Source organism: Bradyrhizobium sp. USDA 4501, from assembly GCF_054062115.1.
The window spans coordinates 3,923,199-3,946,382 of the sequence record NZ_JBSSEX010000001.1; the positions used below are offsets into that span (position 1 = coordinate 3,923,199).

The following is a 23,184-nucleotide window of genomic DNA, read 5'->3' on the forward strand; positions in this document are numbered from 1 at the left end:
CCTCAGACGGTCTTTTCCGGCCACCGGCAGAGATCATTGATCAGACACACGTCGCAACGTGGACCGCGGGCGAGGCAGGTGTAGCGGCCATGCAGGATCAGCCAGTGATGGGCGTGCAGCATGAACTCGGTCGGGATCACTTTTTCCAATCCCAGCTCGACCTCGAGCGGCGTCTTGCCGGGCGCGAGCCCGGTGCGGTTGCCGACGCGAAACACATGGGTGTCGACCGCCATCGTGTGCTCGCCGAACGCCATGTTGAGCACGACATTCGCGGTCTTGCGGCCGGCGCCGGGCAGCGATTCGATCTCGGCACGCGTGCGCGGCACCTCGCCGCCGAACTCGGCGATCAGCTTCTGCGAGAGCGCGATGACGTTCTTCGCCTTGTTGCGATAGAGCCCGATGGTCTTGATGTAGTCGCGCACTTTGTCCTCGCCGAGCTCAAGCATCTTGTCCGGCGTGTCGGCGACCGCGAACAGCGCTCGCGTCGCCTTGTTGACGCCGGCGTCGGTCGCCTGCGCCGACAGCACCACCGCAACGAGCAGCGTGTAGGGATTGAGGTGCTCGAGCTCGCCCTTGGGCTCGGGATTGGCTTTGCGGAACCGGTCGAAGGCCTCGTAGACCTCCTCCGATGTCCATGGCTTTGACTTTACGGTTCGCTTGGCGGCCTTCTTTGCCCCGCGTTTGGGCAGCAGCCTTGCCGCATTCGCAGGCTTCTTCTTCGGTGCGGAACGAACGCTTGATGTGCTGGCGCGTTGAGAGCGGATGATTTTGGCCATGAACCGGATATACTGATACGTCATGACCGCAGGCAACGACTTTGATCCGGGCGAAGACCGCAGGGCCAATGATCTCGCGGCTGATGCCGCTGAGGCCGAGCCCAAACTGTTCTCGGCATTGCTGACGCCGCACCGCTCGCTGAATCGCACCGGCTTTATCGTGCTGATGTCGTTCGTCACCGTGGTCAGCTTCATCGCCGGCGCGGTGTTCTGGTGGCTCGGCGCCTGGCCGATCTTCGGCTTCTTCGGCCTCGACGCGCTGGTGATCTATTGGGCGTTCAAGGTCAATTTCCGCTCCGCCAAGGCGAGCGAGGAGATCACCGTCACACCGTCGGAACTGCGGGTGCGCAGGATCAGCCATCGCGGCCATGTGGCCGAATGGGTGCTCAATCCGCTCTGGGTGCGGTTCGAACAGATCTCGCATGAGGAGTTCGGTATCGAGCGGCTCTATCTGGTCTCCCGGGGCCGCCGGGTCAGCGTTGGCAGCTTCCTCGGACCGGACGAAAAGGCCAGCTTCTCCAAGGCCTTGACGGCGGCGCTCAACGCCGCGAAACGCGGACCGACTTACAACCCCATCCACTAGTGTGCTGAATGCGAAGTTCGTGCGATTTCGCGGCAACCACTTTCACGAACTTCGCATTCATAAAGCACACTAGAATCAAAGGTTTGCTAGTGTCCTTATCGAATCCGAAGTTCGCTCCGAAGGTGCGGCAAATGATACGAACTTCGGATTCGGGACGCTAGTCGAGCTTACTTTTGAGCATGATCTTGCCGGAAAACCGGTCCCCACTTTTCCGGATCATGCTTGTCAGAAATCGGGTGGTTTGGACGCGCCATGGCTCCTAAATCAGACACCATGATGACACTCGCCATACACGACCAGCGCCTGGCCAAGCCGGGCCTCCAGAGCGCCGCGCTGCGCGACTATGACTCGGTTCGGCGCGCCATCGCGTTCATCTCGGAGCATTGGCGCACACAGCCGACCATCGAAGCGATGGCCGATGCCGCCGCCGTCACGCCGGATGAGTTGCACCATCTGTTCCGCCGCTGGGCCGGGCTGACGCCGAAGGCTTTCATGCAGGCGCTGACCCTGGACCACGCCAAGAACCTGCTGCGCGATTCCGCCAGCGTGCTCGACGCGGCACTCGACTCCGGCCTGTCAGGGCCGGGACGGCTGCACGACCTGTTCGTCACGCATGAGGCGATGTCGCCGGGCGAATGGAAGACCGGCGCCGGCGGCATGACGCTGCGCTACGGCTTCCATCCCTCGCCGTTCGGCACCGCGATCGTGATCGCAACGGATCGCGGGCTTGCGGGGCTTGCCTTCGCCGATCACGGCGACGAGCAGACCGCATTCGCCGACATGAAGCGGCGCTGGCCGAACGCGACCTATGTCGAGGACACCGACGGCACCGCCGCGCTGGCGCAGCGCGTGTTCGATACAAGGTTGTGGCGGGCGGACCAGCCGCTGCGCGTCGTCTTGATCGGCACCGACTTCGAGGTGCGGGTGTGGGAGACGCTGCTCAAGGTCCCGATGGGCCGCGCGGTCAGCTATTCCGACATCGCCTGCAAGATCAACAGCCCGAAAGCCTCGCGCGCGGTCGGCGCCGCGGTCGGCCGCAATCCGGTGTCGTTCGTGGTGCCCTGCCATCGCGCGCTCGGCAAGAGCGGCGCGCTGACCGGCTATCACTGGGGCATCACCCGCAAGCAGGCGATGCTGGGCTGGGAAGCCGGCCAGGTCGGATTGCACTAACCTCTATCTCGTCATTACGGGATGGTCCGAAGGACCAGACCACAGATGCGCAATTGCGCATCGGGGAATCTCGAGATTCCGGGTTCGATGCTGCGCATCGCCCCGGAATGACAACATCAAACCTCTACCCCGCGAGATCGACCTTGGACGCAACGGTGGAATCGGCATTGAGCCGATAGACCACCGGCGCGCCGGTGGCGAGTTCGCGCTTGAGGATCTGCTCCGGCGTCAGCTTCTCCAGCACCATGATCAGCGCGCGCAGCGAATTGCCGTGGGCGGCGATCAGCGTGCGCTGGCCGCGCAGCACGCCGGGCAGGATCTCCTGTACGTAATAGGGCAGCGTGCGCGCCAGCGTGTCCTTCAGGCTTTCGCCGCCGGGCGGCGGCACGTCGTAGGAACGGCGCCAGATCAGAACCTGATCCTCGCCCCACTTCTTGCGGGCGTCGTCCTTGTTGAGGCCGGAGAGATCACCGTAATCGCGTTCATTGAGCGCGAGATTCTTCGTGGTCGGCAATCCGGTCTGGCCGATCTGCTCCAGCATCAGCTTCAGCGTGTGCTGCGCACGGGTAAGATCGGAGGTGAACGCGACATCGAACGACAGGCCCTGCGCCTTCAGCTTGCGGCCGGCCTCGTTCGCTTCGTTGACGCCCTGCTCGGTGAGATCAGGGTCCTTCCACCCGGTGAACAGGTTCTTCAGATTCCAGTCGCTCTGACCGTGACGAACGAGCACAAGGAGACGATCACTCATTTCAGATTCCGTTTTCGCTTAGCTGGATTTCATTCCGTCGAGCGGTGTCAGTCGCTCAACCCGAGGACGTCGGCCATCGAATACATGCCTGGCTTCTTGCCATGCGCCCACAGCGCTGCCTTCAGCGCGCCCTGCGCGAACAGCGCGCGATCTTCTGCATGGTGCGAGAGCGTGATGCGCTCGGAGGGGCCGGCAAAGATCACGCTGTGATCGCCGGCCGCGGTGCCGCCGCGCAACGAGGCAAAGCCGATATCGCCCGCGCGCCGCGCGCCGGTGAGACCATCGCGGCCGCGCGCCGAATGCTGATCGAGCGCGATTCCGCGTCCCGCGGCCGCGGCTTCGCCGAGCATCAAGGCGGTGCCCGACGGCGCATCGATCTTGGACTTGTGGTGCATCTCGAGAATTTCGATGTCAAAGCTCTGGTCGAGCGATTGCGCGACGCGCTTGACGAGCGCGGCGAGCAGATTGACACCGAGGCTCATATTGCCTGACTTCACCACGATGGCGCGGTTGGTCACGCTGCGGATCACCGCATCGTCGGACGGCGACATCCCGGTGGTGCCGATGACGTGAACGAGGCCGCGCTCGGCCGCGATCGCGACGTTGGCGATGGTCGCGGCCGGCACGGTGAAATCCAGGATGCCGTCGGCGCCGGCCGACATCGACCACAGATCGGCCGACAGCTTGACGTCATTGGCGGGGAGGCCGGCGAGCACGCCGGCGTCCTTGCCGAGCAGTTCCGAGCCCGGCGCTTCCAGCGCGCCGACCAGCACCGCCCCCGGGGTTTCGGAAATCACCCGGGTCAGCGTGCGGCCCATCCGGCCGCCGGCTCCCGCAACGATCAAACGCATGTCAGCCATGGCTCACCTCTCCACGCGATATAGCGAGCCAAGGCTGTTCCGGCAACCGAACCGGCTACCCGATGTGCGGACTATGGGCTGTCGTGCCCCTCGATGATGATGAGGTCGGCGATCGAATGCGGCTGCCGCACCTTGATGTTGGCTTGGTATTCCGGCGATTGGTAGCAAGCGAGCGCGGTCGCGTAATCGGGGAATTCGATCACGACATTGCGGGAGCGGCTCTGTCCCTCCACGCCGGTGAACTTGCCACCGCGAACGATGAACTTGCCGCCGAATTTCTGGAAGATGGCGGGGTTGGCCGCCATGTAGGGCTTGTAGCCTTCCTCATTGTGAACGTCGACGCGTCCAATCCAGTATCCCTTCGCCATCTCTGTTCTCCCTCTTGTTGTTCAGGCGAGCGCCTGGGCGATTTCGGCGTGAATGGCTTCGGCTGATGCCTTCGGGTCGGCGGCTTCCATCACCGGACGTCCGACCACGAGAAAGTCGGCGCCGGCGGCAATGGCGCGAGCCGGCGTCATGATGCGCTTCTGGTCGCCGGTCGCCGAGCCTGCGGGGCGGATGCCCGGGGTCACCAGGTTCATCTGGTCGCCGACGATCTTGCGCAAGGCGGCGGCCTCCTCGGGCGAGCTGACGAGGCCGTCAACGCCAAGCGCCTGCGCCTGTTTGGCGCGCGCTTCGACGAGATCGGAGACGTTGAGGCGATAGCCCGCCGCATGCAGATCGGCGTCGTCGTAGGAGGTCAGCACCGTCACCGCGAGGATCTTCAGGCCGGAGCCGGCGCGTGCCTCGACCGCCGCCTTCATGGTCTGCGGGTAGGCATGCACGGTGAGGAAGGTCGCGCCAAGCCCGGCGACGCTTTCGACCCCGCGCGCGACGGTGTTGCCGATGTCGTGCAGCTTCAGATCGAGGAAGACCTTCTTGCCGCTGCCTGCAAGCTGCTTCGCCAGGATGAGGCCGCCGGCATAACCGAGCTGATAGCCGATCTTGTAGAAGGTGACGGCATCGCCGAGCCGGTCGATCATCGCCTCGGCGCTGGCGACGGACGGCAGATCGAGCGCCACGATCAACCGGTCTCTTGGAGCGATCCTGGTTGGCTGCATGTCACCTCACATCATGCGTTGGGAATGGTCGATCAGCTGCCGCACCAGCGCGCGCATCGCGTCGATGTCGGCCTGGTGCTTCAGATGATCCATATCGTCATAGGCCTGCTCGGCGAATGACAGCGCGAGCTGGTTCGGGATCACGGTGGCGCGGCACGCCGACAGGATCAGGCGCAGCGCCGCGAGCGCGCGGGTGCCGCCGAGCCGGTTGCCGGATGCGGCTGAGATCGCGAACGCGCGGCCGTGGAACACTTGGCCTCGCACCTCATGCGGATCCTGCACGCGGCTCACCCAGTCGATCGTGTTCTTCACCAGCGCCGGCACCGAGGAATTGTATTCCGGCGTCACGATCAGCACGCCATGATGGGCGCCGATCATCCGTTTCAGATTCACGGCATGCTGCGGCACGCCGGATTTCGCCTGCAGGTCGCCATCATAGATCGGCAGCGGAAAATCGCCGAGCGAGATGCGGGTGACGTCGGCGCCGGATTGCGCCAGTTCGTGCGCCAGCACGGCAGCCAGCTTCGCATTGAGCGAGCCTGACCGAAGCGATCCGGGGATCACGAGGATTTTCAGCGCGGACATTTTGAAATCGCAGGTAAGGCGCTCGCCCGGCGCGACGGCGCCGGGTGGTCAGCCCTTGCGATACACCCAGACCCGCGCGGGCGGAAGGTTCATCCAGATCCGCTCGGAGGCCTCTGTGGACACGCCCGGCAGCGACTTCGGAATCGGAGGCACCACCGAATAGGTGAACTGAATGAACGGCGCGCCGGGTGCGAGCGCCAGGAAAGCGTCACGGACCAGCCTCAGGCGGGTCAGCATCGGCTTGGTGACGAGCGGCAGGCCGGAGACCACGGCCGAGGCGGGAGATTTCATGACATCCCACAGCGTGTCGCGGAGCCTGTAGGCGTCGCCCTGGACCACCTTGGCCTGCGGATAACGTTCGCGCAGCAACGCGCAGAAACCGGGATTGTATTCGACCAGGACGAGACGCTTCTGGTCGACGCCGTGCTCGATCAGCGCGTTGGTGATCGCCCCGGTGCCGGGTCCAAGTTCGACGACCGGCCCCTCGGCGTCGCGATCGACATATTGCGCCATGGTGCGGGCGAGCAGCCGTCCGGACGGCATCACCGCGCCCATATGCAGCGGCTTCTCCATCCATGAACGGAGAAATCGAACCTCGTCGTCGAGACGGAGGGGCTTCTTCGACGCACGCACGGACGATTGCAAAGGCATGTCGCTACCAGGCGGGGACCGCACAATCGAGCGGTTGTCAGAAAACAGTCACAAAGACGTATAGATCGAAGTCGTTACGGTCAAGCATAACGACTGCGGCTAGACGGAGCGATTGCCAAAGAAGTCCTTGACCTTAGAGAAGAAACCCGCTGCCTCCGGCTGAGTTGCGCCGGACGACAGCTTTTCGAACTCCATCAGCAGTTCTTGCTGCTTCTTGGTCAGATTCTGCGGCGTTTCGACCACGACCTGGACATACATGTCGCCAGTCTGGCGCGAGCGGAGCACCGGCATACCCTTTGATGCGATGCGGAATCGCCGGCTGGACTGGGTGCCGGCAGGCACCTTCACCTTAGTCTTGCCCTTGTCGATGGTCGGCACCTCGAATTCGCCGCCGAGCGCTGCGGTCACCATCGAGATCGGCACGCGGCAGTGCAGGTCGGCGCCGTCGCGCTGGAAGAATTGGTGCGTGGTCAGCGACAGGAAGATGTAGAGGTCGCCGGGCGGTCCGCCGCGGACACCGGCCTCGCCTTCACCGGCGAGACGAATGCGGGTGCCGTCCTCGACGCCCGGGGGAATGTTGACCGACAGCGTGCGCTCGCGCGTCACCCGGCCGGAACCGGCGCAGGAGGTGCAGGCATCCTCGATCATCTGGCCGCGACCCTGACAGCCGGGACAGGTCCGCTCCAGCGTGAAGAAGCCCTGGGCCTGCCGGACACGGCCGGCGCCGCCGCAATGCGAGCAGGTCTTCGGCTTGGTGCCGGCCTTGGCGCCGGTGCCCGAGCAGGATTCGCAGGTGACCGAGACCGGGATCTCGATCTGCGCGGTCTTGCCCTGGAAGGCCTCCTCGAGCGTGATCTCCATGTTGTAGCGCAGGTCGGCTCCGCGCTCGCGGCCGCCGCTGCGACGCTGCCCGGCCATGCCGAACAGGTCTTCGAAAATGTCGGAGAAGGATGAGGCGAAGCCGGCGCCGAAGCCGGGGCCGCCACCGCCCATGCCCTGCTCGAAAGCGGCATGGCCGAAGCGGTCATAGGCGGCGCGCTTGTCGCCGTCCTTCAGCACCTCATAGGCTTCGTTGATTTCCTTGAATCGGACTTCGCTGGTGGCGTCGCCCGGATTCTTGTCCGGATGCCATTTCATCGCGAGCTTGCGGAAAGCCGATTTGAGCTTGGTCTCGTCCGCGTTCCGCTCAACCTCGAGGGTCTCGTAATAGCAGCGCTTGGTGGACATCCTTCAATTCCGTCCGAAGTTCATCGCGATCGCCAAAGATTGCGCTGACGATTGCGTCAAGGATTGCGCCTGTCTGGAAGATGCAGCGATCGCCTTAAAGAAAAATGACCCCCACTCCTCCGAGACGCGGCGCGTGCTCATTGGTGTGAGGGTCATGATCGCAAATCCGCGCTTAAGCAGACTTCTTGTTGTTCTTGTCGTCGTCGACCTCGGTGAACTCCGCGTCGACAACGTCATCCTTAGCAGCGTCCTTGGCCGCATCGGCCTCGGCCTGCTGCTTGTACATGGCCTCGCCGAGCTTCATCGAAGCCTGCGCCAGCGTGTTGGTCTTGGCCTTGATCGCCTCGGCGTCGTCGCCCTTCAGCGCTTCCTTGAGGTCGCTGACGGCGTCTTCGATCGCGCGGCGCTCGGTGTCGGCGATCTTCGAACCGTGTTCGGCCAGAGCCTTCTCGGTCGAGTGAACCAGACCGTCGGCATGGTTCTTGGCGTCGACAGCCTCACGGCGCTTCTTGTCCTCGGCCGCGTTGACCTCGGCGTCCTTGACCATCTTGTCGATGTCGGCCTCGGACAGACCGCCGGATGCCTGGATCCGGATCTGCTGTTCCTTGCCGGTCGCCTTGTCCTTGGCCGAGACGTTGACGATACCGTTGGCGTCGATGTCGAAGGTCACCTCGATCTGCGGCATGCCGCGCGGAGCCGGCGGAATACCCATCAGGTCGAACTGGCCGAGCATCTTGTTGTCGGCCGCCATTTCACGCTCGCCCTGGAAGACCCGGATGGTGACTGCGCCCTGATTGTCTTCGGCGGTCGAGAACACCTGGCTCTTCTTGGTCGGGATCGTGGTGTTGCGGTCGATGATGCGGGTGAACACACCGCCCAGCGTCTCGATGCCCAGCGACAGCGGGGTCACGTCGAGCAGCAGCACGTCCTTGACATCGCCCTGCAGCACGCCGGCCTGGATCGCAGCGCCGATCGCGACGACCTCGTCGGGATTGACGCCCTTATGCGGCTCCTTGCCGAAGAACTGCTTCACGACTTCCTGGATCTTCGGCATGCGGGTCATGCCGCCGACCAGCACCACTTCGCCGATCTCGCCGGCGGTCAGGCCGGCATCCTTCAGCGCCTTGCGGCACGGCTCGATGGTCTTCTCGACGAGATCGGCCACCAGCGCCTCGAACTTGGCGCGGGTCAGCTTCATCGTCAGATGCTTCGGACCGGTCTGGTCAGCCGTGATGAACGGCAGGTTGATTTCGGTCTGCGTGGTCGACGACAGCTCGATCTTGGCCTTCTCCGCAGCCTCCTTCAGGCGCTGCAGGGCAAGCTTGTCGTTGCGCAGGTTGATGCCCTGCTCCTTCTGGAATTCGTCGGCGAGATAGCCGACCAGGCGCATGTCGAAATCTTCACCGCCGAGGAAGGTGTCGCCGTTGGTCGACTTCACCTCGAACACGCCGTCGCCGATCTCGAGGATCGAGACGTCGAAGGTGCCGCCGCCGAGGTCGTACACGGCGATCGTGCCGGACTTCGACTTGTCGAGACCGTAGGCGAGCGCGGCAGCCGTCGGCTCGTTGATGATGCGCAGCACTTCGAGGCCGGCGATCTTGCCGGCGTCCTTGGTGGCCTGACGCTGCGCGTCGTTGAAATAGGCGGGAACCGTAATGACGGCCTGCTCGACCTTCTGGCCGAGATGCGCCTCAGCGGTCTCCTTCATCTTCTGCAGAATGAAGGCCGAGACCTGCGAGGGCGAATAGGTCTTGCCATCGGCTTCGACCCAGGCGTCGCCGTTCGATGCCTTTACGATCTTGTAGGGAACGAGCTTCTTGTCCTTCTCGACCATCGGGTCGTCATAGCGGCGGCCAATGAGGCGCTTCACCGCAAAGAACGTACGCTCGGGATTGGTCACCGCCTGGCGCTTCGCCGGCTGGCCGACGAGGCGCTCGCCATCGTCAGTGAAAGCAACGATCGACGGCGTCGTTCGCATGCCCTCGGCATTCTCGATCACCTTGGCGTTCTTGCCATCCATTACGGCGACGCACGAATTCGTGGTGCCGAGGTCGATCCCAATGACCTTACCCATGGTTTTGATATCCTCTTTGCTACGGCAGGTTGGTTGGGCCCTGACGGCGCTCCGTACCGAACCCCCAGACGTTCACATACTCGCGATATTGCGACGGTGAGCCTGATATAGGAGAGAGGGTCCTGCCCGCAAGGACTGGACGCAACGTTGAGGCCTGAAAAGACTGACGTTTGAAAGATTGTGTCAGCCCGGCTGCAGCGCCGGTTCAAGCCCGATCCAAGTTAACAAATCGGCAATGATGCGGCACGCCGTCGACCGCGAACATCCGCCACGCGACGTCCGCGCTGTTGAGTGAACACTCACAAACGTCGTATGCGGAAGCGGGCGCAGGCCGAGGGCGCGCTGTTTGGCCGCTGGTGGCCGATCGTCGGAAACGTCGGGAAACTGGAAAGTGCCAGCCAATCGGGACGAAAAGCCCATGGAATCGGGCCTGCAGGCCCGGAGCGCGGCTTTGGCGGCCTGTTGCAGGGTCATCAAAACCGCTAAAAGCGGTCCGACTGAAAGAGGCCATCCAGCCCTGCACCGGCCCCGTTGCGCGGCCACCAAGCAAAACCGGTAGATCCCCCATGACGCCTTTTCGACTTCTCGTTGCGGTTGCCTTGCTGCTTGCTGCCACCTGTCGTGGCTTTGCCACCGACGTGGTGTTTCCGCCGGGCGCGCATGTCGGGATGAAGCCGCTGGTGGGCCTCAACCGCGCCAAGTCGTTCATCGGCTTCGAGACCGAGGACCAGGGCGTGAAGGTCTTGATCGCCGATCTGCCCGCGGACGCCTACAACGAGGTCGTGAGCGCCTTCAAGGCCAACCCGGCTGGTAGCGGAAACATCAAGCCGGAGAGCCTCGAGACGCCGGCCGGCCTCGCCTATTACACCGTGGAGAGCGCGCGTGACGGCACCACCAATGTGCGGCGCTATTCCATGATCCTGCCGGGACCGACCTTCTCCGGCTATGTCGCGGTGCAGGTGCCGGAGAACGCGAGCAAGATCTACACCGACGACGCCGTGCGGCAGATGTTCGCCACCGCCCAGATCCGCAACGAGGTGCCGGTCGACGAACAGCTCGGCATGATGCCGTTCAAGGTCACCGAGCTCAGCAGCTTCAAGAATGTCCGCATGCTGGCGCCGGGCGCGGCGCTGCTGATGGCCGACGGCGACGACAAGGGCCTTGAGACCAAGCCCTTTATGCTGCTTGGCATCATCGGCTCGGCCCCGGCCACACCGGATGATCGCGGCCGCTTCGCCCAGCAGATAGCCACCACGATCCCCGGCGTGCGCGACGGGCGGATCACCATGTCCGAACCGATCCGGATCGACGGCCAGCCCGGCTTCGAGACGCGCATCGACGCCGTCAGCGGCAAGGACAATACCCCGGTGACCATCGTGCAATGGCTGCGGTTCGGCGCGCAAACATCGATGCGCATCATCGGCAGCTCCCCGCGCACCGATTGGGAGAAGGCCTTCCCGCGCTTCCGCGCGGTGCGCGACGGCATCCAGCCGCGCGGCTGACAGGCCCGCCGAAAAATCGGACTTTCGCAGCTCCACGAACGGAACTAGCCTCCTCGCACGGTTATCAGAGCGAGGAGGGGCGCGATGTTGGATCGACGACAGGTCGTTGCAGGGCTCGGTACGCTGGCGCTTGCGGCGCTGGTTCCAAAACATCTCTGGGCGGCTGCGATCAAGCCCGACGACGGCTCCGCGCTGCTCGTGATCGACGTCCAGAACTGCTTCCTGCCCGGCGGCAGCCTTGCCGTGAAGGACGGCGAGCAGGTGGTGCCGGTGATCAACCGGATCGCCAAGAGCTTTGCCAATGTGGTGATGACGCAGGACTGGCACACGCCCGGACACATCTCCTTTGCCTCGACCCATTCCGGCAAGAAGCCGTTCGAGACCGTCGACCTTGCCTATGGCAAGCAGGTGCTGTGGCCCGACCACTGCGTGCAGGGCACCGACGGCGCATCGCTGTCGAAGGAACTCGCGATCCCGCAGGCCGAGCTGATCATCCGCAAGGGTTTTCACAAGGACGTCGACAGCTACTCCGCCTTCACCGAGGCCGACGGCAAGACCACCACCGGGCTCGCCGCCTATCTCAAGGCGCGCAACGTCGAGCGGGTTTTCGTGGCCGGGCTCGCCACCGATTTCTGCGTGGCATGGACCGCGCTCGATGCGCGCAAGGCCGGCTTCGAGACCTATGTGGTGGAAGATGCCTGCCGCGGCATCGACACCCAGGGATCGCTCGCCAAGGCCTGGGACGACATGGCCAAGGCCGGCGTCAAGCGCATCCAGTCCTCGGATATCGCGTAAGACGCAGCCTCGCGAGATTCGCATGGCCGAGCCTGCGTCACCTCATGCATTCGATCTCGCGCAGCGCCTGCCGTCGCCGCGCATGGCTGGCCTGATCGTCCGGATCACCGGTTATCGCGAGACCGCAACGGGCCGGTTCGCGCAGCGGCAGACCGCGCCGCTGATCGTCCCGCTGATCATCAGTTTCGGCTCGCCGTTCCTGATCGCGCTGTCGCGCGAGCCCGGTGCGGCCGATCGTCAGCTCAGCTTCGCCGCCGGCCTGCATGCCGGGCCTGTCTACATCGAGTCCGACGGGCGCGCCGCCTGCGTGCAGGTCGATTTCACCCCGCTCGGCGCCTACGGCTTCTTCGGCGGCGCCGTGACCGACCTGGTCGGGCGCATGGTCGATATCGACGATGTGCTCGGCCATGATGGCCGTCGTCTGCGCGAACAGCTCGGCGCCGTGACCTGCTGGCAGCGCCGCTTCGACCTGATCGAGGCGTTCGTGCTGCGCCGCGCCGGCCACATGCCGTCTCCCGAAGTCGCGTTCGCCTATCGAAAACTGGCGCGTTCGGCCGGCGCTATCAGCATCACGGCATTGGCCGACGAGATCGGCTGGAGCCGCAAGCATCTGGCTGGCCGGTTTCGGTCCGAACTCGGCCTCGCCCCCAAATCGCTGGCGCGCATGATGCGGTTTCACCGGGCGAGCCGGCTGGCGCAAAGCGGCGCAGCGCTTGGCTGGGCGGGGATCGCGGCGGAAAGCGGCTATGCCGACCAGGCCCATCTCGCCCGCGAGTTCGTCGAATTCGCAGGCGAACCGCCAACCGCCTGGTCGCGCCGCCGGGCGCTGACCGACCGCCGGCTGGTTCACGCCGGCGATGGGCTGGCGGACTGGTAACAAACCTTCAAGCCAACGCCGCGTTGCCCCGTGCAGGATGGCGCCGTCAGCCAAGGAGGTGAGCGACCATGACGCACGACATCGAACCGCCCCGCATCTACCCGACCCTGCGCTGCAAGGATGCCGAGGCGATGACCAATTGGCTCACGACGGTGCTTGGGTTCACCGAACACGTCGTCTACCGCGATGGCGGCGTGATCCATCACGCCGAGCTCGCCTTTGGTTCCTCGATGCTGATGCTGGGCCAGAGCCGCGACGACGCATATGGCAGGCTGGTCGGCGACCTCGACAACCGCCGCACCGACTCGATCTATATCGCCGTCGACGATCCCGACGCGCTGCACGCGAAGGTCAAGGCTGCCGGAGCGAAGATCGAGATGGAACTGCGAAACACGGATTATGGCAGCCGCGACTTCGCCTGCCGCGATCCGGAAGGAAATCTCTGGAGCTTCGGCACCTATTGGCCGAAGGCACACGAGAAGCCGCGACCGTGAGCCCGCGCAATCCGCGAGCTCACAGACGGGTGTCCGGGATCGGACGGATCAGGCGGTGATGTCGGCGGTCGGGGCGGCCTTGGCGCCGCCTTTGGAGACGCCGACCAGCGCCGGACGCAGGATGCGCTCGCCGATCATGTAACCGGCCTGCACGACCTGCACCACGGTGCCCGACGGCACCGACGGATCGGGCACCTCGAACATCGCCTGCTGGAAGTTCGGATCGAACTTCTCGCCGATCGGGTCGAACTTCTTGACGCCGTTCTTCTCCAGCGCGTTGAGCAGCGAACGTTCGGTCAGCTCGACGCCTTCGATCAGCGCCTTCAGGCCGGGATCGGCGGCTTCCTTGGTCTCGGCTGGCACCGCATCGAGCGCGCGCTGCAGGTTGTCGGCGATATCGAGCACGTCGCGGGCAAAGCCGGTGATGCCGTAGGTCTTGGCGTCGGCGACCTCGCGGCGGGTGCGCTGGCGGAGATTCTCCATCTCGGCCAGGGTGCGCAGCGTCCGGTCGCGCGCCTCGGCGAGCTCCTTGGTCAGCGCCTCCGCCGATCCGGCCTCGGGCTCGTCAGGCATGATGTAGGGTTTCGAGACCACGGGCTCACCCGTCGGCGCCGAATTCTCGGTGTTGTCATTGGCCCGGTTCGGATCGGTCATGGCTTGCCTTCTCGAAAAGTCGCGTCGGTTCAAATCTTGGGGATTGCTTGCCGGGATATCGTGCTTTGGGCGGCGAAAATCAAGCGCAACATACCGGTCTCGGGAACTGGGATCTCCGGCTTGGGTGAAGAAAACCCGTCAAATGAAAGCGAAATCGCCCTCCGGTCAGCCGCCGAGCATCTTGCTGACGATGCGCGCGGCATAATCGACGGTCGGGATCACCCGCGCATAGTTCAGCCGTGTCGGTCCGATCACGCCGAGGACGCCCACGATCCGCCCCTGGGCGTCGCCGTAGGGCGCGATGATGGTCGAGGAACCCGACAGCGAGAACAGCTTGTTCTCCGAGCCGATGAAGATCCGCACGCCCTCGCCGCGCTCAGCGCGGCCGAGCAGATCGATCACGCCGCGTTTGGTTTCGAGATCGTCGAACAGCGACTTGATGCGCTCGAGATCGTCGAGCGCATGCAGGTCCTCGAGCAGATTGGCGTGACCGCGCACGATCAGCTGGCGGTCTTCGTTCTCGCCGCCGGACCAACTCGCAATGCCCGCCGCGACCACCTTCTGCGTGAGCTGATCGAGCTCGGCGCGGTTTTGCGTCAGTGCCGTCTCGAGCTCGAGCCGCGCTTCGGCCAGCGTCCGGCCGCGGATCCGCGCATTGAGGAAATTGGTCGCCTCGGTCAGGGCTGAGGATGGAACACCCGGCGGCAGTGCCAGCACGCGGTTTTCGACCTGGCCGTCTTCGCCGACCAACACGACCAGCGCCTTTTCCGGCTCCAGCCGGACGAACTCGATATGCTTCAGCCGTGCATTCGACTTCTGCGTCAGCACCACCGCCGCGGCGCGGGTCAGGCCCGACAGCCGCGTCAAGGCCTCGCCGAGCGCGGCCTCAACGGATTGCGCGCGGCCGACGGCCGCAAGCTGGGTCTGGATCGATTGACGCTCGGCCTCGGTGAGGTCGCCGACCTGCATCAGCGCATCGACGAAGAAGCGCAGCCCGAGTTCGGTCGGCAACCGGCCGGCGGAGGTGTGCGGCGCATAGATCAGGCCGAGTTGCTCGAGATCCGACATCACATTGCGGACCGAGGCCGGCGACAGCGGTAATGCGATCAGGCGCGAAATGTTGCGCGAACCGACCGGCTCGCCGGTCGCGAGATAGCTTTCGACGATTTGACGAAAAATGTCGCGCGAACGCTCGTTGAGCTGGGCGAGCCCGGCATGCGGCGCGATCAGGCCAATCGGATCGTGGTGAGTCACACTCCAGTCCCTCACAATTACTGCATAATTTGTCGATCCGGGAGGCCGATGACAAGCATGCATTCGGCCCCCTCGTACCGGACCCTACCGGGGCCGAAAACCCTCGCCAAAACCCTTGCCGCTGCCCCTTCCCGCTCCTACAAGCACCGCCAGCCAATTTTCTCGGATTTCTGGAGGATTTCATGCGGCCAAGCCGCCGTGCACCCGATGAACTGCGTCCCGTGTCGCTGGAACGCGGCGTCGTCAAATATGCCGAGGGTTCCTGCATGGTGAAGTTCGGCGACACCCATGTGCTGGTGACCGCCACGCTGGAAGAGCGATTGCCGCCGTGGCTGAAGGGCCAGGGCCGCGGCTGGGTCACCGCCGAATACGGCATGCTGCCGCGTGCCACCCTGGAACGCACCCGCCGCGAGGCTTCGGCCGGCAAGCAGGGCGGCCGGACGGTCGAGATTCAGCGGCTGATCGGCCGCTCGCTGCGCGCGGCCGTCGATCTCGAGGCGCTCGGCGAACGCCAGATCACGGTCGATTGCGACGTCATCCAGGCCGACGGCGGCACCCGCACCGCCTCGATCACCGGTGCCTGGGTGGCGCTGGCCGACTGCATCAACTGGATGAAGACCCGCAACATGCTGAAGACCAACGTGTTGCGCGACAATGTGGCGGCGATCTCCTGTGGCATCTACCAGGGCACGCCGGTGCTCGATCTCGACTATGCCGAGGATTCCGAGGCCGACACCGACGCCAATTTCGTCATGACCGGCGACGGCCGGATCATCGAGGTGCAGGGCACCGCCGAGAAGACGCCGTTCTCGGAAGGCGAATTCCTGGCGCTGATGGCGCTGGCGCGCAAAGGTGTCGCGCGTCTGGTCGACTTGCAAAAGATCGCGGTGGCGTAGTCAGATTGGTCATGCACCGCCGAATCACCGGAAGGCTCGTCATCGCCACCCATAATCCCGGCAAGCTTGCCGAGATGCGGGAACTGCTGGCGCCGCACGGCGTGGAGGTGGTGTCGGCCGGCGAGCTCGACCTCGCCGAGCCCGAGGAGACCGGCAACAATTTTCGCGCCAACGCGGCGATCAAGGCGATCGCGGCAGCGAAGGCGACCGGACTGCCCGCCTTCGCCGACGATTCCGGCCTCGTGGTCGATGCGCTCGACGGAGCGCCCGGGATCTACTCGGCGCGCTGGGCCGGCGAGGGCAAGGACTTCATGGCGGCGATGACGCGGATCGAGCGGCTGCTGCAGGAACGCGGCGCCACCGCACCGGACCGGCGCAAGGCGCACTTCGTGTCGGCGTTGTGCCTGGCCTGGCCCGACGATCATCTCGAGGAGGTCGAGGCCCGCGTCGATGGAACCCTGGTCTGGCCGCCGCGTGGCACCGCCGGCTTTGGCTACGATCCGGCCTTCCTGCCCGACGGCTACACGCGGACCTTCGGCGAGATGACCAGCATCGAGAAGCACGGCCTGCCGCCGCTCGGGCTCGGCCTGTCGCATCGCGCCCGCGCCTTCGTGAAGCTCGCGGAGATCTGCCTTGAGCCACGCTGACCGAGAAGTCTTCGGCGTCTACGTGCACTGGCCGTTCTGCCTGTCGAAATGCCCGTATTGTGATTTCAACAGCCATGTGCGGCATGCGCCGGTCGACGAGGAGCGTTTCGTGCGCGCGTTCGCCCGCGAGATCGAGACGACGGCCGCGCGCGTGCCGGGGCGGCAGGTGTCCTCGATCTTCCTCGGCGGCGGCACGCCGTCGCTGATGCAGCCGAAGACCGTCGGTGCCGTGCTCGATGCGATCGGCAAGCACTGGCAGGTGGCGCGCGATGTCGAGGTCACGCTCGAGGCCAATCCGACCAGCGTCGAGGCGACGCGCTTTCGCGGCTATCGCGCAGCCGGCGTCAACCGCGTCTCGCTCGGCGTGCAGGCGCTCGATGACGCCTCGCTGAAAGCGCTAGGCCGCCTGCACACCGCGCGCGAGGCGCTCGACGCGGTCGCGATCGCGCGCTCTGCGTTCGACCGTTACTCGTTCGATCTGATCTATGCCCGCCCCGACCAGACGCCGCGGATGTGGGCCGATGAACTTAAGCAGGCGATCTCGGAAGCGGCCGAGCATCTGTCGCTGTACCAGCTCACGATCGAGGAAGGCACGCCGTTCTTCGGGCTGCATGCCGCCGGCAAATTGCAGACGCCGGACGAAGCGACCGCGCGCGCGCTCTACGACGTGACGCAGGAGGTCTGCGCCCGCGAAGGGTTGCCGGCCTATGAGATCTCCAATCACGCCCGCGCCGGCGCGGAGTGCAAGCACAACCTCGTCTACTGGCGCGGTGAGGAATATGCCGGCATCGGCCCGGGCGCACATGGAAGGCTCGACATCGATGGCGTCAGGCACGCGACCGCAACCGAGCGGCGTCCCGAGGCGTGGCTGTTGAACGTCGAGGAGCGCGGTCACGGCGTCGTCAGCGATGACAGCCTCAACAGCGAAGAACGCGCCGACGAGTTTCTGCTGATGGGGCTGCGGCTCGCCGAGGGCATCGATCCCAAGCGCTATGCGAAGCTCTCCGGCCGCCAGCTCGACCCGCACCGGATCGCGATGCTGCGCGAGGAAGGCGCGATCGCCGTCGACGCCGACGGACGACTGCGGGTGACGACGTCGGGATTCCCGGTGCTCGACGCGGTCGTTGCGGATCTCGCCGCCTAGAACCTATCCCGTTCCGATTGAATCGGAACGAGGCTCTAGATTCTTGTTTTGACGCGTTTTCTTCACGCGAACCGGTATCCACTTCGCTCGAAACCGCTCTATGTGCACGCTGCCAAAATATCGAAAACAACCCCATGCAAAGGAGCTGGCGGGTGCCGGCGCTCGACAAGGCAGCTTGACCGCCCGACGAAAATCAAGCGCCGAAGCTCTTCGGCGAGCCTGCTACCGGCGTGCTGCCGCCTGAGGCCACCTTCATGACCGCAAGGCCACGCTCATTGGTGCCGTCGGAGCGGAAGCGGAACAGACCGTCGATACCGGCAAAGCCGGACGGATTGGTCAATGTCTCCGGCGCAAAGCGCTGCGCCCCTTGCGTGCGCGCGAGCGCCGCCATCAGCGCCACGGCATCATAGGCAAGCGTCGCGGTGCGCACGGGCTCGCCGCCATATTTGCCGCGGTAGCGGCCGGCGAAGCTGCGGAAGCCGGACGGATCGGGCGCGGCGTAGAGGCCACCCTGCAAGACGGGGCTCGCGAACACCCGCGGATTGTCCCACAGCCCGGTGCCGAGCAGCTGAATGTTGCGCAGATTGGCGCCGGCTGCGGTCAAGGCATCGGCGGTCGCGACCACCGAATCACCATCGTCGGCGATCAGCAGCGCATCGGCCTGGCCGAGCGCCTGCGCCACGGTTCGCGCCGGCGTCGCGCGATCGGCGCCATATTTCTCGAATGCGACGACGCGGCCGTTCTTGCGGCCGACCGCCTGCTTGAACGCGGCCTCGACCACGTTGCCATAGGCGTTGTCCGGCACCATCGCGGCGAACGAGCGCTTTCCGATCCCCGCCGAGTAGTCGACGATGCGGTTGATGTCGGACTCCGGCAGGAAGCTCAGCAGATAGACGCCGCGCCCGGCCACGCTCGAATCGGTGGAGAACGCGATCACCGAGGTTCCGCGCGGCCGCGTCAGTTGCGCGACGGCCGGCACCGAGCCTGCGAACAGCGGTCCCAGAATGATCTCGGCGCCTTCGGACAGTGCCTGCTGGGCACCCTGCGATGCGCCCTGCGGGCTGCCGCCATCGTCCTTGATCAGGAGCTGGATGTTCGGGTTCTGAAATTCCGCCAGCGCCATTTCGGCCGCGTTCCGCATCGACTGGGCGGCAAGCCCGGCATTGCCGGACGCCGACAGCGGCAGGATCAGGCCGATCTTGACCTGCCCGGTGCCGACCGCCTGCGGCTGCTGCTGCGGGCCGGCAGGACCGCCTTCCTGGTTGCCGCCGAACGGGCTGGAAAACTGGCTCAAGCTTTGCTGCACGCCGGAACAGGCCGTCAGCAGCGGCGCGCCCACGATGAGGCCGAGCGCGGTCCGCCGGGTGGTGCCCGACGGCGGGGACTTGCGGTGATGCGGGCCTTCCATCGTCTCTCTTCTCTTGGCCGACCGTGATCAGCCAGGACTCCATCCAGCTCTGATGAGGCGGGTGGATTCAGGCATATTCTCGGCGAATAGTTAACTAAAACAAAAGGATTATGGCCCCGCGGCGCCCTTGCCGCGGCCTCCATTCCCCCGTCAGCCAGCGTTCCGTCACCGCCGTTTGCGGATGTGGCGCAAGCGCCGCCATCCCTCTAGATTGGCATTATGCGCGCAAAAGCCAGTTCCCTCCACAGTTCGGATGCCACGACAGGCGCTGCGGCCAGAACATTTTCGATCGGCGGCCAGCAATTGGCTGCGCCAAGGGCAGCACCCGGGCTCCATCTGGTCGCGACCCCGATCGGAAATCTCGCCGACATCACCCTTCGCGCGCTGGAGACGCTGGCCGGTGTCGACGTCATCGCCTGCGAGGACACAAGGATCACCCGCCGGCTGACCGAGCGTTATGCGATCGCCGCCGAGCTTGCGCTCTACCACGAGCACAATGCGGCCCAGGCCCGCCCCAAAATCCTGGAGCGGCTGGCGCAGGGCGCCGCGATCGCGCTGGTTTCCGACGCCGGCACGCCGCTGATCTCCGATCCCGGCTTCAAGCTGGTGCGCGACGTCTGCGCCGCCGGGCATGCCGTCATCGCGGTGCCGGGGCCATCATCGGTGCTGACGGCGTTGTCGGTCGCGGCATTGCCGACCGACCGGTTTTTCTTCGAGGGATTTTTGCCCGCCAAGGAGCACGCGCGCCGCGCCCGGCTCAACGAGCTGGCGAGGGTCGATTCGACGCTCGTGATGTTCGAATCCGGCAATCGCGTACAGGACACGCTGCGCGATCTCGCCGCGATCATGGCCGGCCGCGATGCCGCGATCTGCCGCGAGCTGACCAAGCTGCACGAGGAGATCACGCGCGCGCCGGTCGCCGCGCTGGCGGCAGGCGCGGACGCGCTGGAAACGCGCGGCGAGTTCGTGCTGGTCATCGGACCGCCGGCCGATGATGCCGGGGTGATGGACCAGGATACGTTCGACGATCTGCTGCGGGCGCAACTCGGCCGCGGCAGCGTCAAGGATGCGGTCGCCCATGCGGTCGAACTGTCGGGTCGGCCGCGCCGCGAGGTCTATGCCCGTGCCCTCGAGCTTGCGAAGACCATCGGGGACGGCAATGGCGAAGACTGACAGCGCCTCGCCCGAGCGCGTCGCGGCGTTCCGGACCGGCATCTCGGCGGAGAGCCGCGCCGCAGCGCTTCTGATCGCCAAGGGCTATCGCATCCTGGCACGACGCTTCCGCACCCCCTTTGGCGAGATCGACCTGGTGGTGCGCCGGCGCAATCTGCTGGCCTTCGTCGAGGTCAAGGCCCGGGCCAGCCTCGACGACGCCGCCTATGCGGTGACGCCGCGGCAGCAGCTGCGCATCATCAATGCCGCCCAGGCCTGGCTGATGGCGCATCCCGAACATGCCGAATTCGAGCTCAGATTCGACGCCGTGCTGATTGCGCCGAAGAGCCTGCCGCGCCATTTGTTAGCGGCATTCGATGCAAGCCCTTAACGCTATCCTCAGACCTCGCGGAACATGCCTATGAAATTGAAGATCGCCGTCCAGATGGATCCCATCGCGCGCATCAATATTCGCGGCGATTCGACCTTTGCGCTGCTGCTCGAGGCGCAAAAGCGCGGCCACGGCATTTCCTACTACACGCCCGACAAGCTGTCGCTGCGCGGCGAGGAGCTGGTGGCGCCGGTGCAGCCTCTCACCGTGCGCGACGAGGTCGGCAATCACTTCACGCTGGGCGAGCCGAAGCGCGAGGCGCTCAACGGCTTCGACGTCGTGCTGCTGCGCCAGGATCCGCCGTTCGACCTCGCCTACATCACCTCGACCCATTTCCTCGAGCGCATCCATCCGAAGACCTTGGTCGTCAACGACCCGGCCAGCGTGCGCAACGCGCCGGAAAAGCTGTTCGTGATGAACTTCCCGAAGCTGATGCCGCCGACCCTGATCTCGCGCGATCTCGACGAGATCAACGCATTCCGCGACCAGCATGGCGCCGTCGTCATGAAGCCGCTGCACGGCCATGGCGGCGCCGCCGTCTTCCGCGTGATGCCGCAGGACATGAACTTCGGCTCGCTGTTCGACATGTTCTCCGTCACGTTCAAGGAGCCCTGGGTGATCCAGCGCTTCCTCCCCGAGGTGAAGCATGGTGACAAGCGCATCATCCTGGTCGACGGCGAGTTCGCCGGCGCCGTCAACCGCGTGCCGGCGGCGGACGATCTGCGCTCCAACATGGTCCGTGGCGGCGCAGCCACGGCGACCGAACTCTCGGATCGCGAGAGCGAAATCTGCGCCACGCTCGGACCGGCGCTGCGCGAACGCGGCCTGCTGTTCGTCGGCATCGACGTGATCGACGGCAACCTGACCGAGATCAACGTCACCTCGCCGACCGGCATCCGCGCAATCCAACGGCTCAATGGCCCCGACGTCGCGGCGATGATCTGGGATACCATCGAGAAGAAGCGCGCCGCGAAATAATCCTCCCTTGTGCGCCGCACAGCTGGCTGAAATTTTAGCCAGCGTTCGATCGCGCATGCGTTCTCCTTATTCTTCTTGCCAGCTTGCGCGGGCGAGGGCAGCATCCGCTTGCCTGCGTCAGGTCAAGCAGCGGGTCAACGCGCGGGCACAACGCGAAAATCTTATAAAAATTCTGGAGGAAGACGTTATGACGCTCAATGTCTCACGACGATCCTTGCTCGCGCTCGGTGCCGGTCTCGGCGCCAGCACCCTGCTCGGGGGCACCGCACAGGCACGCGCGCCGAAGCTCGGCACGCAGACACCCTACTGGCACCGCTTCATGCTCGGCGAAGCCGAAGTGACCGTCGTATCCGACGGGCCGCTTCCGCTCGGCGACCCCTCCGGCACCTTCACCGGCGTGCCGAAGGAGGAGGTGAAGAAGATGCTCTCCGACAACTTCCTCTCGCCCGACAATGTCGTGCTCGAGCAGAATTCGCCGATCGTCAACACCGGCGACAAGCTGATCCTGTTCGACACCGGCATGGGCACGTCGCAACTGTTCGGCAAGACCACCGGGCGGCAGCAGAAGAGCATGAAGGAAGCCGGCATCAAGCCGGAGGACATCGACGCGGTCGTGCTGTCGCACGCGCATATCGATCATATCGGCGGCATTGTCGGCGCCGACGACAAGCCGCTGTTCCCGAATGCGCAATATTACATCGCCCAGAGCGATCTCGAGTTCTGGACCGACGAAGGCAAGATGGGCAGCCCGTTGAAGGATTTCATCGTGCATGCCCGCAAGAACCTGCTGCCGGTGCGCGACCGCATCGTGTTCTTCAAGGACGGCCAGGAATTCCTGCCCGGCGTGACGGCAATCGCAGCGCCCGGCCACACCGTGGGCCACACCATCTTCATGGTGAGCTCGGGCGGCAAATCCTTCGCCTTCCTCGGCGACCTCTCGCATCACGCGGTGCTGCTGCTGGAGCGGCCGCGGATGGAATTCTCCTACGACACCGATCCGAAGCAGGCGGCGGCGTCGCGGGTCAAGCTGCTGGAGATGCTGGCCGCGAACAAGACGGCCGTGATGTCCTATCACTTCGCCTGGCCGGGCTACGGCCACGTCGCCAAGGCCGGCGAAGGCTTCCACTACTATCCGGAGCCGATGCAGATGAACCTGTGACGGACTGATTGCGAAGACGGACTGCCTCGGGAGCGGCCGCCGTCGCTCCCGAATGCATT

Annotated in this window: 25 protein-coding genes; 13 read left to right on the forward strand and 12 right to left on the reverse strand. The window is 65.0% G+C overall.

The window, feature by feature from the left end; translation table 11 throughout:
- Window positions 1-2 precede the first annotated feature (2 nt).
- Entirely contained in the window at window positions 3-776 is a 774-nt protein-coding gene (gene nth, locus ACVWZM_RS18000) for an endonuclease III (protein WP_200844514.1), read from the reverse strand.
- A 22-nt stretch (window positions 777-798) separates the two neighbouring features.
- On the opposite strand from nth, the gene ACVWZM_RS18005 reads away from it, so the two are divergent.
- Both ACVWZM_RS18005 and ACVWZM_RS18010 read left to right on the forward strand, forming a co-directional pair.
- A complete protein-coding gene (locus tag ACVWZM_RS18005; RefSeq protein WP_244558980.1) occupies window positions 799-1,359 on the forward strand; it encodes a DUF2244 domain-containing protein in 561 nt (186 codons plus the stop codon).
- 273 nt (window positions 1,360-1,632) lie between these two features.
- Window positions 1,633-2,529, forward strand: coding sequence for a methylated-DNA--[protein]-cysteine S-methyltransferase (locus tag ACVWZM_RS18010; protein ID WP_057020364.1), 897 nt, complete (start codon window positions 1,633-1,635; stop codon window positions 2,527-2,529).
- 124 nt (window positions 2,530-2,653) lie between these two features.
- Here the strand turns inward: ACVWZM_RS18010 and ACVWZM_RS18015 are convergent, their stop codons facing one another.
- From ACVWZM_RS18015 to dnaK, 8 genes are all read right to left on the reverse strand, one after another.
- The gene (locus ACVWZM_RS18015; protein ID WP_028341753.1) at window positions 2,654-3,277 is read right to left on the reverse strand and encodes a 2,3-bisphosphoglycerate-dependent phosphoglycerate mutase; all 624 of its coding nucleotides are present in this window, start codon (window positions 3,275-3,277) and stop codon (window positions 2,654-2,656) included.
- A gap of 47 nt (window positions 3,278-3,324) precedes the next feature.
- Window positions 3,325-4,137 (reverse strand): 4-hydroxy-tetrahydrodipicolinate reductase, encoded by an 813-nt coding sequence (gene dapB, locus ACVWZM_RS18020; protein ID WP_016841511.1) that lies wholly within the window; start codon window positions 4,135-4,137, stop codon window positions 3,325-3,327.
- A gap of 71 nt (window positions 4,138-4,208) precedes the next feature.
- Complete coding sequence (locus tag ACVWZM_RS18025) at window positions 4,209-4,505, reverse strand: DUF1330 domain-containing protein (protein WP_057020363.1); 297 nt, start codon at window positions 4,503-4,505, stop codon at window positions 4,209-4,211.
- Window positions 4,506-4,526: 21 nt separating this feature from the next.
- Window positions 4,527-5,237 carry an orotidine-5'-phosphate decarboxylase gene (pyrF, locus tag ACVWZM_RS18030; protein WP_229192238.1) on the reverse strand — a complete coding sequence of 237 codons (711 nt, stop codon included), beginning with the start codon at window positions 5,235-5,237 and terminating at the stop codon, window positions 4,527-4,529.
- Window positions 5,238-5,243: 6 nt separating this feature from the next.
- Window positions 5,244-5,822, reverse strand: coding sequence for an NADPH-dependent FMN reductase (locus tag ACVWZM_RS18035; protein WP_229192237.1), 579 nt, complete (start codon window positions 5,820-5,822; stop codon window positions 5,244-5,246).
- A gap of 48 nt (window positions 5,823-5,870) precedes the next feature.
- The gene (locus tag ACVWZM_RS18040) at window positions 5,871-6,473 is read right to left on the reverse strand and encodes a class I SAM-dependent methyltransferase (RefSeq protein WP_057020360.1); all 603 of its coding nucleotides are present in this window, start codon (window positions 6,471-6,473) and stop codon (window positions 5,871-5,873) included.
- A 99-nt stretch (window positions 6,474-6,572) separates the two neighbouring features.
- On the reverse strand, window positions 6,573-7,700 hold the full coding sequence (gene dnaJ, locus ACVWZM_RS18045) for a molecular chaperone DnaJ (RefSeq protein WP_050383491.1): 1,128 nt from the start codon (window positions 7,698-7,700) through the stop codon (window positions 6,573-6,575).
- 172 nt (window positions 7,701-7,872) lie between these two features.
- Window positions 7,873-9,774 carry a molecular chaperone DnaK gene (gene dnaK / locus ACVWZM_RS18050; RefSeq protein ID WP_028335770.1) on the reverse strand — a complete coding sequence of 634 codons (1,902 nt, stop codon included), beginning with the start codon at window positions 9,772-9,774 and terminating at the stop codon, window positions 7,873-7,875.
- 566 nt (window positions 9,775-10,340) lie between these two features.
- On the opposite strand from dnaK, the gene ACVWZM_RS18055 reads away from it, so the two are divergent.
- The 4 genes from ACVWZM_RS18055 (at window position 10,341) to ACVWZM_RS18070 (ending at window position 13,442) form a co-directional block, all read left to right on the forward strand.
- Window positions 10,341-11,276, forward strand: a complete 936-nt coding sequence (locus tag ACVWZM_RS18055; RefSeq protein WP_456854087.1) for a hypothetical protein — start codon at window positions 10,341-10,343, stop codon at window positions 11,274-11,276.
- Window positions 11,277-11,360: 84 nt separating this feature from the next.
- Window positions 11,361-12,071, forward strand: a complete 711-nt coding sequence (gene pncA / locus ACVWZM_RS18060; RefSeq protein ID WP_038382697.1) for a bifunctional nicotinamidase/pyrazinamidase — start codon at window positions 11,361-11,363, stop codon at window positions 12,069-12,071.
- 22 nt (window positions 12,072-12,093) lie between these two features.
- Window positions 12,094-12,948 carry a helix-turn-helix domain-containing protein gene (locus ACVWZM_RS18065; RefSeq protein ID WP_456854089.1) on the forward strand — a complete coding sequence of 285 codons (855 nt, stop codon included), beginning with the start codon at window positions 12,094-12,096 and terminating at the stop codon, window positions 12,946-12,948.
- Window positions 12,949-13,016: 68 nt separating this feature from the next.
- A complete protein-coding gene (locus tag ACVWZM_RS18070; protein ID WP_456854091.1) occupies window positions 13,017-13,442 on the forward strand; it encodes a VOC family protein in 426 nt (141 codons plus the stop codon).
- A 48-nt stretch (window positions 13,443-13,490) separates the two neighbouring features.
- Here ACVWZM_RS18070 and grpE read toward each other — a convergent pair whose 3' ends face one another.
- Complete coding sequence (gene grpE / locus ACVWZM_RS18075) at window positions 13,491-14,096, reverse strand: nucleotide exchange factor GrpE (protein WP_028341763.1); 606 nt, start codon at window positions 14,094-14,096, stop codon at window positions 13,491-13,493.
- Window positions 14,097-14,261: 165 nt separating this feature from the next.
- Entirely contained in the window at window positions 14,262-15,350 is a 1,089-nt protein-coding gene (gene hrcA, locus ACVWZM_RS18080) for a heat-inducible transcriptional repressor HrcA (protein ID WP_016841498.1), read from the reverse strand.
- A 182-nt stretch (window positions 15,351-15,532) separates the two neighbouring features.
- On the opposite strand from hrcA, the gene rph reads away from it, so the two are divergent.
- The 3 genes from rph to hemW are packed head-to-tail and all read left to right on the forward strand — an operon-like array spanning window position 15,533 to window position 18,037.
- Complete coding sequence (gene rph / locus ACVWZM_RS18085; protein WP_016841497.1) at window positions 15,533-16,246, forward strand: ribonuclease PH; 714 nt, start codon at window positions 15,533-15,535, stop codon at window positions 16,244-16,246.
- Window positions 16,247-16,257: 11 nt separating this feature from the next.
- Entirely contained in the window at window positions 16,258-16,893 is a 636-nt protein-coding gene (rdgB, locus tag ACVWZM_RS18090; RefSeq protein WP_456854093.1) for an RdgB/HAM1 family non-canonical purine NTP pyrophosphatase, read from the forward strand.
- Complete coding sequence (hemW, locus tag ACVWZM_RS18095) at window positions 16,880-18,037, forward strand: radical SAM family heme chaperone HemW (protein WP_456854095.1); 1,158 nt, start codon at window positions 16,880-16,882, stop codon at window positions 18,035-18,037. The genes rdgB and hemW overlap by 14 nt, the downstream gene beginning before the upstream one ends.
- 193 nt (window positions 18,038-18,230) lie before the next feature.
- On the opposite strand, the gene ACVWZM_RS18100 is transcribed toward hemW, so the two are convergent.
- Complete coding sequence (locus ACVWZM_RS18100; protein ID WP_057020352.1) at window positions 18,231-19,445, reverse strand: penicillin-binding protein activator; 1,215 nt, start codon at window positions 19,443-19,445, stop codon at window positions 18,231-18,233.
- Between the two features lie 219 nt (window positions 19,446-19,664).
- Between ACVWZM_RS18100 and rsmI the strand changes: the two genes are divergently transcribed.
- From rsmI to ACVWZM_RS18120, 4 genes are all read left to right on the forward strand, one after another.
- On the forward strand, window positions 19,665-20,618 hold the full coding sequence (gene rsmI, locus ACVWZM_RS18105; protein WP_456854097.1) for a 16S rRNA (cytidine(1402)-2'-O)-methyltransferase: 954 nt from the start codon (window positions 19,665-19,667) through the stop codon (window positions 20,616-20,618).
- Window positions 20,605-20,988 (forward strand): YraN family protein, encoded by a 384-nt coding sequence (locus ACVWZM_RS18110; RefSeq protein WP_028335783.1) that lies wholly within the window; start codon window positions 20,605-20,607, stop codon window positions 20,986-20,988. Before rsmI ends, ACVWZM_RS18110 begins: the two co-directional genes overlap by 14 nt.
- 30 nt (window positions 20,989-21,018) lie before the next feature.
- Window positions 21,019-21,966: a glutathione synthase gene (gene gshB, locus ACVWZM_RS18115; RefSeq protein WP_456854099.1), complete on the forward strand. Its 948-nt coding sequence runs from the start codon at window positions 21,019-21,021 to the stop codon at window positions 21,964-21,966.
- A 187-nt stretch (window positions 21,967-22,153) separates the two neighbouring features.
- Window positions 22,154-23,125: an MBL fold metallo-hydrolase gene (locus tag ACVWZM_RS18120; protein ID WP_456854101.1), complete on the forward strand. Its 972-nt coding sequence runs from the start codon at window positions 22,154-22,156 to the stop codon at window positions 23,123-23,125.
- The last annotated feature ends 59 nt before the right edge of the window (window positions 23,126-23,184 follow it).